The organism is Corynebacterium sp. HMSC05D08, assembly GCF_001807215.1.
GTDB classification, from domain to species: Bacteria; Actinomycetota; Actinomycetes; order Mycobacteriales; family Mycobacteriaceae; genus Corynebacterium; species Corynebacterium striatum.
In genome coordinates this window covers 1-12,655 of record NZ_KV788335.1, presented here as the reverse complement: position 1 = coordinate 12,655, position 12,655 = coordinate 1, and the positions used below count along the sequence as shown (strand labels likewise).

General features: G+C 61.3%; 11 protein-coding genes. 2 read left to right on the top strand and 9 right to left on the bottom strand.

What is annotated here, in order from left to right:
- Positions 1 to 9: 9 nt before the first annotated feature.
- The 9 genes from HMPREF3148_RS06995 to HMPREF3148_RS06955 all read right to left on the bottom strand — a co-directional run bounded on the left by HMPREF3148_RS06995 (position 10) and on the right by HMPREF3148_RS06955 (position 11,128).
- A complete protein-coding gene (locus tag HMPREF3148_RS06995) occupies positions 10 to 1,422 on the bottom strand; it encodes an ATP-binding cassette domain-containing protein (RefSeq protein WP_080986277.1) in 1,413 nt (470 codons plus the stop codon).
- Positions 1,419 to 2,222: an ABC transporter permease gene (locus tag HMPREF3148_RS06990; protein WP_049063141.1), complete on the bottom strand. Its 804-nt coding sequence runs from the start codon at positions 2,220 to 2,222 to the stop codon at positions 1,419 to 1,421. Before HMPREF3148_RS06990 ends, HMPREF3148_RS06995 begins: the two co-directional genes overlap by 4 nt.
- A complete protein-coding gene (locus HMPREF3148_RS06985; RefSeq protein WP_049063140.1) occupies positions 2,219 to 3,148 on the bottom strand; it encodes an ABC transporter permease in 930 nt (309 codons plus the stop codon). Before HMPREF3148_RS06985 ends, HMPREF3148_RS06990 begins: the two co-directional genes overlap by 4 nt.
- Positions 3,145 to 4,629, bottom strand: coding sequence for an ABC transporter substrate-binding protein (locus tag HMPREF3148_RS06980; protein ID WP_070508925.1), 1,485 nt, complete (start codon positions 4,627 to 4,629; stop codon positions 3,145 to 3,147). The genes HMPREF3148_RS06985 and HMPREF3148_RS06980 overlap by 4 nt, the downstream gene beginning before the upstream one ends.
- A 38-nt stretch (positions 4,630 to 4,667) precedes the next feature.
- Positions 4,668 to 5,420 carry a GntR family transcriptional regulator gene (locus HMPREF3148_RS06975; RefSeq protein WP_070508924.1) on the bottom strand — a complete coding sequence of 251 codons (753 nt, stop codon included), beginning with the start codon at positions 5,418 to 5,420 and terminating at the stop codon, positions 4,668 to 4,670.
- A gap of 145 nt (positions 5,421 to 5,565) precedes the next feature.
- Positions 5,566 to 6,558 carry an LLM class flavin-dependent oxidoreductase gene (locus HMPREF3148_RS06970; protein WP_070508923.1) on the bottom strand — a complete coding sequence of 331 codons (993 nt, stop codon included), beginning with the start codon at positions 6,556 to 6,558 and terminating at the stop codon, positions 5,566 to 5,568.
- 79 nt (positions 6,559 to 6,637) lie between these two features.
- Positions 6,638 to 7,990, bottom strand: a complete 1,353-nt coding sequence (gene brnQ, locus HMPREF3148_RS06965; protein WP_246818805.1) for a branched-chain amino acid transport system II carrier protein — start codon at positions 7,988 to 7,990, stop codon at positions 6,638 to 6,640.
- An 83-nt stretch (positions 7,991 to 8,073) separates the two neighbouring features.
- Complete coding sequence (locus tag HMPREF3148_RS06960) at positions 8,074 to 9,195, bottom strand: MalY/PatB family protein (RefSeq protein ID WP_046646226.1); 1,122 nt, start codon at positions 9,193 to 9,195, stop codon at positions 8,074 to 8,076.
- Positions 9,196 to 9,238: 43 nt separating this feature from the next.
- Positions 9,239 to 11,128, bottom strand: coding sequence for an ABC transporter ATP-binding protein (locus HMPREF3148_RS06955; protein ID WP_049063137.1), 1,890 nt, complete (start codon positions 11,126 to 11,128; stop codon positions 9,239 to 9,241).
- Positions 11,129 to 11,360: 232 nt separating this feature from the next.
- Here HMPREF3148_RS06955 and HMPREF3148_RS06950 point away from each other — a divergent pair, with 232 nt between their 5' ends.
- Positions 11,361 to 11,885, top strand: coding sequence for a hypothetical protein (locus tag HMPREF3148_RS06950; RefSeq protein ID WP_049063136.1), 525 nt, complete (start codon positions 11,361 to 11,363; stop codon positions 11,883 to 11,885).
- On the top strand, positions 11,882 to 12,412 hold the full coding sequence (gene idi / locus HMPREF3148_RS06945) for an isopentenyl-diphosphate Delta-isomerase (RefSeq protein WP_049063135.1): 531 nt from the start codon (positions 11,882 to 11,884) through the stop codon (positions 12,410 to 12,412). The genes HMPREF3148_RS06950 and idi overlap by 4 nt, the downstream gene beginning before the upstream one ends.
- Positions 12,413 to 12,655: the final 243 nt, after the last annotated feature.

Sequence of the window (12,655 nt, the reverse complement as noted above, 5' to 3'; positions counted from 1 at the left end):
TGGCATACGTTACCCCTGCGCAGCCTCTAGAAGCGACTTGGTATACGGGTGCTGTGGGGCGGACCATACTCCGCGTTCGACCAGCTCACCATGGTAGATGACAGTCAGGCTGGAACACACTTGCTTGACCACACCCAGATCATGCGAGATGAACACCAGCGTCAGGCCGTAGCTTTCAACGAGCCTCTCAAGCAGCTCGAGGACCTGGGTGCGCACGGAGACGTCGAGGGCGGAGACCGCTTCGTCGGCGAGGAGGATATCCGGGTTGCCGATGACCGCGCGGGCAATCGAGATGCGCTGGCGCTGGCCGCCGGAGAACTCGTGGGGGAAGCGGTCCAAGGCATCCTCGTCGATGCCGACCTCCGCCAAGACTTTCGCAATCTCGGCACGCGTGACCGGTGTGGGTGAGCCCTCAGCCACAATCTTCCAGATCGGCATGCGCGGATTGAGGGAACCTTGCGGGTCCTGGAATACCATCTGCACGCGGCCTTCCACCTGCACGGACCCGGAGGTCGGCTGCTCAAGGCCGGTGATGAGCTTGAGCAACGTCGTCTTACCGGAGCCGGAGCTGCCGACGACGCCGATGCGCTCGCCCTTGCGTACTTCGAGGGAGACGTCGGAAAGCGCAGTAGTGGAGCCGTAAGCCTTGGTGACGTGGTCGAGGGAAATGACAACCTCGCCGAGCTTCGGCTCAGTGGCGGCCGGCTTGGACTGGGAGGCCGCGATGAGGTGCTTGGTGTACGGGTGCTGGGGGTTGTCCAGCGTCGCGCCGGATTCGACGATCTGGCCGTCCTGCATGACCAACGTCTCAGGGCACATGCGGCGGATGACGCGTAGGTCATGGCTGATGAACAGCAGCGCGGTGTTGTGGCGCTGGGTCAGTTCCATGATGAGGTCCAGGATGCTGTCTTGCGTGGTGGCATCGAGGGCCGTGGTGGGCTCGTCGCAGATGAGCAGCTTGGGGTTGCGGGCCATGGCCATGGCAATCATTACGCGCTGGCGCTGGCCGCCAGACAGCTCGTGCGGGAAGCGCGAGGCAAGGGCCGGATCGAGGCCCACCTCGTTGAGCGCCTCAGCAGACGCGCCGGCGTAGCGCAGCTGCTTGCTTACGCGCATGAGCGGGTCGAGCGCGCTCATCGGTTCCTGGAAGACCATCGCCATGTCGGCGCCGCGCAGCTTGCGCACCTGGCGGTCACGCAGGCCCACGAGCTCGCGTCCGCCAAGCTCGATGGAACCCTCAGCGTGGAGGTTCTTTGGCAGTAAGCCCATGATGGCCAGCGCGGTCAGGGACTTGCCGGAGCCGGACTCACCGATGATGCCCAGGCGTTGGCCGGGTTCAATGCTAAAGCTGAGCGGGCCAACGATGGTCTCCTTGCCGGTGCGGATGCACAGGTCTTGTACTGAAAGCATGGGGTGGTTCATCGCTGGCCTCCTTTCAGGCGGGGATCGAGGATGTCGCGCAGGGCGTCGCCAAGCAGGTTAAAGCCCAACACCGTGGCGGCGATGGCAAGGCCCGGCCAGAAGGCCTGCATGGGATGGCTGGCCAGCAGGGACTGGGAATCTTGCAGCATGCGGCCCCAAGACGCGGTGGGCGGGGTGGTGCCGAGGCCCAGGTAGGAAAGGCCGGCCTCGGCGAGGATCGCGAGTGCGAAGTAGACGGAGGACTGCACGATGATAAGCGGGGCGATGTTAGGCAGGATATGGCGCACCGCGATGGTGGGCGCTGAAACCTTGGAAACGCGCGCCGAGGCGATGAAGTCCTGCGTGACCACCTGTAGGGTGCCCGAGCGTGCCACCCGGGCAAAGGAAGGGATTCCCGCGATGCCGATGGCGATCAAGGCTGAAATCGTCGACGGACCCCATACCGCGCCGGCGATGATGGCTAGCAGCAAGGCTGGGAAAGCCAGCAGCAGATCGGAGCCGCGCATGATGAGGGAGTCGAGGATGCTATTGCGGCGCATGCCCGCCACCACACCGAGCGGAACGCCGACGAGCGCAGCTATGCCGACGGCGATGACGCCCACGAAGAGCGTGATGCGTGCGCCGACCATCAGACGCGAGGCGATGTCGCGACCAAAGCGATCGGTGCCGAGGAGATGCTCAGCGGAGCTGCCCGCCAGCAAATCGGGCGAGGCGATGTTCGGCGCATAAGGCGTCCAGAAAAGGGAGACCGCCGCGAGGAGGGCGGTGATACCGACGAGAACGAAACCCAACTTCTTCATCGCTTCTCCTTCAAACGCGGATCGATTACGCGGTAGGCCAAGTCGGTGGCCAAGTTGATAGCCAACGTGAAAAAGACCAACAGCATAACCAGGGTCTGCACGGTGGTGAGATCGCGGTTGGACACGGCGTCGAGAAGCATGCTGCCCAGGCCCGGAATGACGAAGACGGACTCGATGACCACCGCGCCCACAATCAGGGTGGTCAGCTGCAGGCCCGTGACCGTGAGCACCGGCAGGGCCGCATTTCGCAGGCCGTGGCGGCGCAGCGCCTCCGCATGGGATAGACCCAGCGCGCGGGCGGTGCGGATGTAATCCTGGTCCATCACGTCCACGATGGAGGAGCGCACGTAGCGGGTGAGCATCGCGCCCTGCACCAAGGCCAGGGAGATCACCGGCATGATGAGCCGGGCGATAAAGCCACCGAAGTTCTGGTCCGGTGGAATCCAGCCGTTGGCGGGCAGCCAGCCCAGACGCACGGCGAAGAAGGCCACCATGATGATGCCCACGAGGAAGCTCGGGACGGCGATGCCGATCTGAGTCAGTGCCGAGACGAACGTGTTGCCCGTGCGCGCCAGCCACATGCCCATGGGCACAGCACCGGCTAGCGCTAGCACGATGGCCAAGCCCACCAGGATGAGGGAGACCTGGGCGCGGTCCAGCACCAGCGGAGTGATGTCCTGCTGTGAGGACAGCGAGGTGCCGAAGCTGCCGCTGAGCAGCCCACCCACCCACTCGAAGTACTGGGTGATAAGCGGGCGATCAAGGCCGAGGGTCTGGGTGAGCTCGGCGACGGCGTCTTCAGTGGCGTTCACGCCCAGCGCCACGCGCGCCGGGTTGCCGGGCACTGCGCGCATGAGCAGGAAGATAGCAACGGAGGCCGCAAACAAGGTCAGGACGAACTTGGCCAGTGCCTTGAGGTAGGTCATGCCTGCTCCTTCAAGTTGCGCAGCTCGATGGCGTCGGTGATTTGATTGGGGTCAAGGCCTTCAATCCCGTCGCGATAGAGCACGATGTTGGGCATGTTCATCAAAGTCAGTGCACCGGCGTCAGCCATGATCTGGTCCACTGCCTCGCCCATGAGCTTGGGGTACTGCTCCTCGGGGGCGGCGTCGGCAGCCGCGAGCAGGTCGCGGGCCTTCTGCGAGTCGTAGCCCAGGTAGTAGTCTGGGTTGCCAAAGAGCGTGGGGATGTCGCGCGGCTCCACGTGGGAGACCAACGACATCTGGTAATCCTTGGCGCCCATGACCTGGCCCAGCCACACGGCGGGGAACTCGGCGGACTCGAGGGTGACGTCGAAACCGATCTCGGTTAGCTGGGAGTAGAGCAGCTCTGAGACGCGCTGGGCATAAGGCAGGGTCGGCGCGGTGATGGTGACGGGGGCTCCCACGGCACCGGCCTCGGCGAGGAGCTTTTTCGCGCGCTCGGGGTCGAATCGGTAGTAGTCCTTATCGCTAGACCAAGGGTCTGTCGGTGGGACCGGTGCACCGCCGGTGTCCTGGGCCATGCCGCCCCACAGGACCTGGTTGGCGGCATCGCGATCCACGCCGTAGGCCACGGCCTGGCGCACGCGAGGGTCGTCGAAAGGCGCGGCGTTGTTGTTCATGGACAGCAAGACCTCGCCGTTGGTGGTGCCTACCGTGGTGCGGATGTCGGAGCCCAAGTCATCGCGGAGCTCCGGGTTCTGCATTGCCCACACCACGTCGACGCCGCCGGACTTCAGCGAGTTCACGGAGGAGACAGCGTCAGGGAAGTACTGAATGGTCACGTCTTCCTGCGGGACCTTCCCCCAGTAGTCACGGTTGGGGGTCAGGGAGATGAACTCGCCTGGGGTAAAGCCTGCGAGCGTGAACGGGCCCGTGCCCACCGGGGTGGTGGCAAGGTCCGTGGCGGTGGGGGTCATCATCGCGCCGATGGCGGTGCCCATGGACCACAGCCAGCCGTTGGAATGCTTGGACAGTTTCACCTTGAGGGTGTGCTCGTCGATTGCGGTGGCGGAGTCAACTACCGCCATCTGCTTGGCGATGCCGTTGGTCCAGTTCTCTTTCACGTTGTTGATGGAGTATGCGGCGGTCTCAGCGGTGAAGGCGTCACCGTTGCTGAACTTGATGCCTTTGCGCAAGTGGAAGGTGTAGGTGGTGCCTTCGGTGTCCCAGTTCTCGGCAAGTCCGGGGACTATCTCATCGCCCTCAATACGTACGAGGGTCTCGTATACGTTGCTCATGAGTGCGGCGGGAATGGCCGCGCCGCCTACATTGGTGAAATCGAGAGAGGTGGCGGCGCCGGTTGTGGCGATAGTCAGCGAATCACTGGTGGTTTCTTTGACCGCGGTGTGGCCAGCTGAGCAGGCGCTTAGCGACGCCCCGAGAACTAGCGCGCAGGCCATGCGCGCTAGGTGTACTTTCTGCATGAAAGCAGGTTAATCGGTGGGGGTGGGTTGCGCGAAATCTAATCAGTCAGCATGACCTCGAGTGGCGACGTTGTGCCGCGAACATTAGTGATACCGAGCTGCATGCGGTCTGCGAGGAAGAGGTTCTCTGCGTATTCCACCGGACGGCCGGTGCGGTCAGACAGCTCGAGCTGGACGCGCCATAGGGGTGCACCGGGCTCGCAGGCAAGAGCCTGCGCGTCCTCGTCAGAGGCATAAACGAGAGTGAGAAGCCGGTGGGCATTGTCGTAATCGACACCCTTTTCAAAAAGGTGGCTGTGGATGGAACCGGAGTCTGCATCGAAATCGAGGATGTATTTGCCCACGTCAAGGGGGAAGTACATGCGCTCGATGGCGAATGGGGTGCCGAGGGTGGTGCGGATGCGATGGACGAAGACGATCTGCTCATCCTCCGGGAGGCGCAGGTACCTTGCAGCATCCTTGGGGGCAGGGCGACGGGCGGTCCACAGAGTCTTTTGTCCTGCATCAAGGCCGCGGCTTTCGAGCCAGTGGGAAATGGAAAGGATGGAAGCAAAGTCTTCCGAGTTGAATCGGCCCAGAACTACTGAGCGGCGTCCGCGTCCGGAGCTGACTAATCCCTCTGCACGCAGAGTTGCGATTGCTTGGCGCACTGGACCGCGGGAGGAATCAAACTTCGAGCACAGCTCTGCTTCGCTCGGGAGAAATTCTCCCGCCTTGATCTCTTCTTCCTTGATGAGGGCCCGAAGGTAATCTGCGATCTTTTTGTGCTGCTGCACCTCGCGCACTGCCATGCGTCCTCCTTCGTTACTGAACAATGGAAATGCTAATCAAGTTAAATCTAAGGTTTTAATCACATGGAAGTTATGTGTTTTCCCTATTTTGAAAGTAGTCCAGCTGCCGTACAGGTGGTGGTGGAGAAGTCCTAGTGCAGGATTTTTAGTGCAGATCCCAAGCCTTCGCCAGAAGATCCATGTTGTGGAGCACGTTGTCGTGCGTGGTGGACTGCAGAGAAATCATGAGCTCGTCCGCCTGAGCCTTTTCCTGGAAGCCCTCGAGGTACTCACGGACTTCATCGGTGGTGCCCACTGCGCTGTACTGCAGCATGTCGAGAATTTGCTGGCCTTGGTAGGAGCTGACGATCTGCTCGACCTGCTGGTCGGTGAGGTGCTTGCCGCGGCCGGCAAATGCCTTGACGCGGTTGAAGCAGACCTTCTCGTATTCGGCGTCGGCCGCCTCCTTGGTGTCGGCGGCTAGGACGTTAACGCCGGCAATGACATAAGGCTCGCTGAGTGCCTCAGAAGGCTGGAAGTTGGTGCGGTAGTACGCCGTGGCGGACTCCAGGTGGGTCGGCGCGAAGTGGGAAGCGAAGGCATAAGGCAGGCCATATTTCGCTGCTAGGGATGCGCCGAACATAGAAGAGCCCAGAATGTAGAGCGGCACGTGGGTGTTTACTCCGGGGATGGCCTGGACGCCTGGGACGACGGACTTGCCGGAGAAGTAACCTTGCAGCTCGCGGACGTCTTCCGGGAAGCGCTCAGCGGCGTGGGCATCGCGGCGCAGGGCGCGGCCGAGGGTGTGCATGTCGGTGCCGGGCGCACGGCCGAGGCCCAAGTCGATGCGATTGGGGTAGAGCTCAGCTAGCGTGCCGAACTGCTCGGCGATGACATAAGGGGAGTGGTTGGGCAGCATGACGCCACCTGCTCCCAGGCGGATGGTGTTGGTCTTAGCGCCGATGTGGGAAATGAGCACCGCCGGGGATGACGAAGTGATGTTCGGCATGTTGTGGTGCTCGGTGTACCAGATGCGGGAGTAGCCCAGCTTTTCGGCTTCTTGGGCTAGCTCCACGGACCTGGCCATGGACTGTGAGGCGGTCTCGCCCTCGTAAATGGTGCAAAAGTCGAGGATTGATAGCTTGGCGTGTTCCGTCACTGAAATAGGTCCTTAGTTGGCATTGATGTGCGAGTTCGTTCTCGTCTTCCAACGCTACGCCAGCACCATTTATTTCTCTCTAATTCTTTCGCTGAGCGAAGTCGATGGCAACGCCGATGAGCGCCGCAACGGCGGTTGGAACGAACCAGCCCAAGTCGACGGACTGGCCTGGGGAGGCGTTCAGTAGCGGCTCGGCAGCAGCCAGCCAGCCCTGGTTTGCCAGCACCGTCAGCGCAGACCAGACCACGGAGGTCCACAGTGCAAGCAGGAAGGCCCAGCGGAAGGCCACGGCGTTCTTGACCACCGGCTGGATAAGGGTCAAAGCGATGAGTGTGATAGCTGGTGGGTAGAGGAAGATGATGAATGGAACCGCGATAGAAAGCACTGTCTCGAGGCCCTGGAATGCGAAGGCGATAGAAAGCAGGGTGAAGACTACGGCCCAGAAGTGGTAGGTGGTCTTAGGGACCAGCTGAGCAAAGAACTCAGAGGTTGCAGTAATCAAGCCCACGGCGGTGGTCATGCAGGCGAGGATGACAATCGCGGAGAATACCGCCTGGCCCACGCCGCCCATGGTGGAGTTCGCGGCGTCGGCAAGCAGTGTTGCGCCGGACTCATAAGACTGTCCATCCTGGATGGTCTGGCCGATCCAGCCCAGGCCCAGGTAGATACAGGCGAGGAGGCCACCGGCGATGACGGCCGCGGTGATGGTGCCGCTGATGACCTGCTTGCCGGCTTTGAAACCCTTGGACTGTAGGGAGGAGACAATGACGATGGAGAACGCCAAACCTGCGATGGCATCCATGGTGTTGTAACCCTCAAACAGGCCGGTGACCATTGGTGCGGAGGTGTAATCTTCGGTGGGGGCGGCCGGGACGCGTTCAGCGCCGAACGTGGCCAAAGTGATGAGCACAAGCAGCAGGATGACCAGTGCAGGGGTCAGGAACTTGCCCAGGGTGTCGATGATGCTGTTGGGCTTCCAGGACAAAGCAAGGGCGATAAGGAAGAAGATGATGTTGTAGGTGACGTTGGCGCCGAAGCCTTCCCAGCCAAACAGCGGGGTGATGGCGGTCTCCATGGAAACCGCACCGGTGCGCGGCAAAGCGTAGAAAGCACCGATGGCAAGGTATGCCATGGCGGAAAAGACAACGCCGAAGAACTTGCCGCCGTAGTTGCCGATATCGCGCACGGACTGGCCGGAGATGGACACTGCCACCACGGCTAGGACTGGCAACAAGACGCCTGCGGCGAGGAATCCCAGAATGGCAGGCCAGAAGTTGGTGCCGGAAGCGACGCCCACCATCGGCGGGAAAATCAGGTTTCCAGCGCCGAAGAACATGGAAAAGAGCATGAGCGAAGCCACGATGATGGTCATCGTGGGCTTCGTGTTGGAGCCAGTAACCGGGCTCGCGGCGGTATCTGTTTTTGTTGTCATTATCTTCCTCGTTTGTCTCAATCCTTGGGATGAGTTTCTCACACGACGTTAATCGGTGATGGGAAGTAAAGGCAAATTTCTAATTATCGCTCGAAAGCATTCTCGAGGCGGTTGAGTGCTTCCTCGAGGATCTCGCGGGACGTGGCGAAGTTCAGACGCGCGTGATGCGAGCCTCCAGTGCCGAAGGTTTCGCCCTCGTTGAAGGCCACCTTGGCATGCTCACGCAGCCACTTCGCCGGCTGTGGATTGTCCCCGATGGCGGTCTCGCGGAAGTCGAGCCACAGCAGGTAGGTGGCGTCCGGCTGGCTGGACTTGAGCCCTGGCACGCGCTTCGGTAGTTCTTCAACGAGCCAGTCACGGGTCTCGCGCAGGTACTCCAGCTCTTCATCCAGGAACTCCTGATCGCGGTAGGCGGCCTCGGCCGCCAAGACTCCGAGGGTGCCGGTTCCGTCCTTGGCCACACCGGTCAGGGAGTTCCACGTTGCGACGTCGTCGGCGTTGGAGAAGATGATCTGCGCGCACTTGAGGCCCGCGGTGTTCCATGCCTTGGACGTGGCGGTCACGGTAAGAGCGCGGCGTGCACCGGCCTCGCCTAGGGAGGCAACCGGAATGTGCTTGCCATTGAAGACTAGGGGAGCATGGATCTCGTCGGAGAGAATGCGTGCGTCGTACTTCTCAGCCAAGGCGACGAGTGCGGTCAGGTACTCCTCGTCGAACACGATGCCCAGCGGGTTGTACGGGTTCGAAAGAAGAATGGACCCGGCACCTGCCTGGAATGCGCGCTCAATATCGTCGAGCTCCAGGGAGGTCTCAATCTTCTCTCGGCCGGCGGTCTCCGGCAGCTCCAGCAGCGGCGGGTAGGAAGGGACCGGCACTACGACGGCAGAGCCCGGGCGGGTGAAGTACTGCAGACCCACTAGGAGGCCGCGGACGACATCGCCGATCCAGAAGATCTGCTTCGGGTTAGGGCGCCAGCCGTAGCGGGAACCGTAGAAGTCAGCCAGCGCCTCGTTGAGGCCAGAGGTTTTGGGGGCTGGGGTGTAGCCGAATGTCTGTTTCTTCAGGGCCTTTTCCAAGACCTGCTTGACCGCAGGGGCGGTGTCAAAGTCGGATTCGGCGATCCACAGTGGGAGGACGTCTTCGCCGTACACCGTCCACTTGCGGGTACCGCGGGCTTTCAACTCTTCAAGGCTTGGAAACTGCATGCTCCCAACCCTAGCGTGCAGGCTGAAAAAGGGGCTGGGAAATTTATTCTTGGCCGCTATCCTCGTAGTCCTCCTCGTCATGGCCTGGCTCCACGAAGCCGTACTTCTTCAGGCGTTCGCGGTCGGCGCGGGAGTTGGACTGGGTAAGGCGCAGCAGCTCCGCGTAGATGCCGCCGGACTGAGCGAGCTCGGCGGGGGAGCCAATCTCGTCGATGCGGCCGTGATCGAGGGTGATGATGGTATCGACGTCCGCGATGGTGGACAGGCGGTGGGCGATGATGAGCGTGGTGCGGTCCTTCATCAGCTCATCCAGTCCTGCCTGCACGGCGCGCTCGGCCTTGGTATCCAGCGCGGAGGTGGCCTCGTCGAGGACCAGGATAGGGGCGTCCTTGAGCATCGCGCGCGCCACCGCCACGCGCTGCTTCTGGCCGCCGGAAAGCTTGAGACCGCGTTCGCCGATGACGGTGTCGTAGCCTTGGGGGAAGGCCTGGATGAAATCGTGGGCATTGGCACGCTTGGCGACGTCGATTACTTCCTGGTCAGTGGCACCCGGCTTGCCGTAGGCGATGTTGTCACGAATAGAGCCCGAGAACAGGTAGGACTCCTGGAAGACCACGCCCACCGAGGCGCGCAGGCGCGCTGCGGTGAGCTCGTCGACGGCGTGGCCCAATACGCTGAGCTGCCCCTCGGATGGCTGGTACAGGCCCAGCAGCAGGTTGACCAGAGTGGACTTGCCGCCGCCCGACTCGCCCACGAGCGCCACCTTGTGGCCTTCCTCCGCAGAGAAGGAGATGTGGTCCACCACCGGTTTGTCCTCCTCATAAGCAAAGGAGACGTCGTTGAAGGCAAAGATTGGCTCGCCCGGGGTGGGCTCCAGCGGGGCAACCGGGGTGAGGTCGAGCGCCGGGGCGTCGGAAGCCGTGGTGGCGTCGATGAGGCCTTGGTTGGCGGTGGGCTCGAACTCTTCCTCCATGACCTTGAAATAGTCCTTGGAGCCGGCGATGGCGCGCTGTGCGGTATCAACGATCCAGCTCATCATGAACACCGGCTGCTTGGCTAGGTTGACCAGCTGCAGGATCATGACCATGTCACCGATGCTGAAGTGACCTTCCAGCGTGCGCCAGAAAACGATGCCGTAAATGCCCAGGAAGATAAGGGCCATGGCCACGCCGCGGACGGTGTCCATGGAGTGCCACCAGCGCGACTGCGGCTTGGTGGTGTCCACGATGCGGCGGTAGAGCTTGCCAAAGTAGTCGAGTTCGCGGACCTCGGCCACGAAGGACTTGGTGACCTTGACCTGGCCGATGACCTCAGCGAAGCGGCCATTGGCTTCGTCGATGTCGGCGTTCTTTTTGCCCTCGTACTTCTGCCAGCGCGTGGAGGTCAGCGCAGTCAGCCACATGTAGATGGGGAAGAGGGCGGCGAGCAGGATCGCTAGCGGCCAGTAGTAGAAACCCATGATGACGAGGACGGCGATGGCCTCGATGAGCATGGTGAAGAAGTTATTGGAGAAGGACTGCACGAACTGCGTGATATTGGAAATCGAGCGGTCCAAACGCGCAATTAGGGTGCCGGTGACCTGGTTGTCGTAGTAGCCCTGGGGCACGGAGAGCAGCTTGGCAAAGTAGCGCGTGGACAGGATCTGGCGTAGGCGGGCGACCATGACGTCGCCGATGTAACCGCCGACGTTCCTGACGAGATTGCCAATCGCGTCCGCGGCAAACAGGGCGATGACCAGCCATATGACGGTACGCAGGGCGTCGCCAGCCGGCGTCCCACTGCCCAGCGAGTCAACGATGGTGTCGGTGGCTTCGCGAACCAGGAACGGCGAGACAAGCGACAACACAGCAGTGATGGTGGCGGTGAAGAGGACACCTACGTAGAAGGGCCACAGTGCGGAGGCACTGCGAGTGATGCACAGAATGGAATTCACGGGGTTTAGCTCAATTCGGTAGGAGGCAAGGCCGCACGGCCTAACTTTCAAGCAAACGGACAGTATGCCACTCCAAGCAGATAGCGGCATAGTCAGTGCCAAGAAAAGGCATAGCTGTGCTTTGTTTGTAGAGCCGTGATCGCGGGGAATGGAGCTGTCTGCGTTAAGGTATTGAGGAAAGTTTGTTTTGTCCCACAGCAAAGAGGAATTCGTGGTGAAAAGGTCTCTGAAAATGATTGCCGGCTTGGCTGCAATCAGCACCATCACTTCGGGCTGCGCCATTCTGCAGCCAGAGGATACTGGTTTGGGCGAAAACATCGTGGTTTCCAGCTCTGAAGAGCCTCCGTACGAGCCCAAAGACGTAGACAACAAGGAAATTACCTCGGATCTCGGCGCCAAAGTTAAGGACGATGGGCTCAACGTCGAGTGGGAGCTGCAAGGCGTCTATTCCGACTCCGTGCGGGGATCTGTGGTGACCATCAAGCTGCACAACCTCAATGACCAGGCCCTACCTGTTGATGCTTTCGAGGATCCCGTCCTTGAGCGCGCTGACGGCAATGGTGGCTGGTCCAAGATTGAGCTGCTGCCTTACAACGCCGCGACCAACCCCGATGTTGCCGCCCCTGGGCTGGACCTTCCGCTGGGCGCCGGTGCTTCCACCAACTTGCAGTACCGCTTCAACGTGGCCCCGGGCAACCTGTGGAACGCCCGCTTTACCATCGGAAACGTTACTTACGTGGGAGACCTTAACCTATGACAGAACTCGTAGTCCTCGCCGGTTCCGACGGACTACCAGCCGGAACAGCTGATAAAGCGGCCGTTCACACCACGGATACCCCGCTCCACTTCGCGTTTTCTGCGTGGGTACTGCGTGAAGGCAAGGTTCTGGTCACTCGCCGTGCGTTGAGCAAGAAGACGTGGCCGGGCGTGTGGACTAACGCTTTCTGCGGTCACCCTGCCCCAGGCGAGGAGAACGCCGCTGCAGTCATCCGCCGTGCCCACTTTGAGCTTGGCCTTGCGATCTCCGAGGTCCGCGAAGTGCTGCCGGACTTTTCCTACCGCGCGGTGGATTCCTCTGGCATCGTCGAACACGAGATTTGCCCGGTCTTCCTCGTGGAGCTCGCGCCCGGAGTAGAGCCGCAGCCTAACCCAGATGAGGTCGACTCCTACGAGTGGGTCGAACCCGCCGAGCTCATCCGCGCCGCCGAGGCCACCCCGTTTGCCTTCAGCCCGTGGATGGTTGAGGAGCTGGCGGAGGCGCCGCTGCGCCAGGTGCTGGCTTAGTCGAAAGGAATATAAGGGATAATCCGGCTGTCCTTAGAAGCGGACCTATCCCGACTATTTCGGCTTCGACTGTTGTGGGCTGATCTTTGATCCGGGGCTGGTGTAAACGCAGACGCCCCGCTTTCCGAGCTCTTATGGAATCTAGGTCCTCCATAGCAGCGACAGCATAAGCTGCGTAGTTTGGGACTTTCGCTCATCTTGCCTATTTCTGTGATGTCTATGGAGTTTTTGGTCACGGAGTCT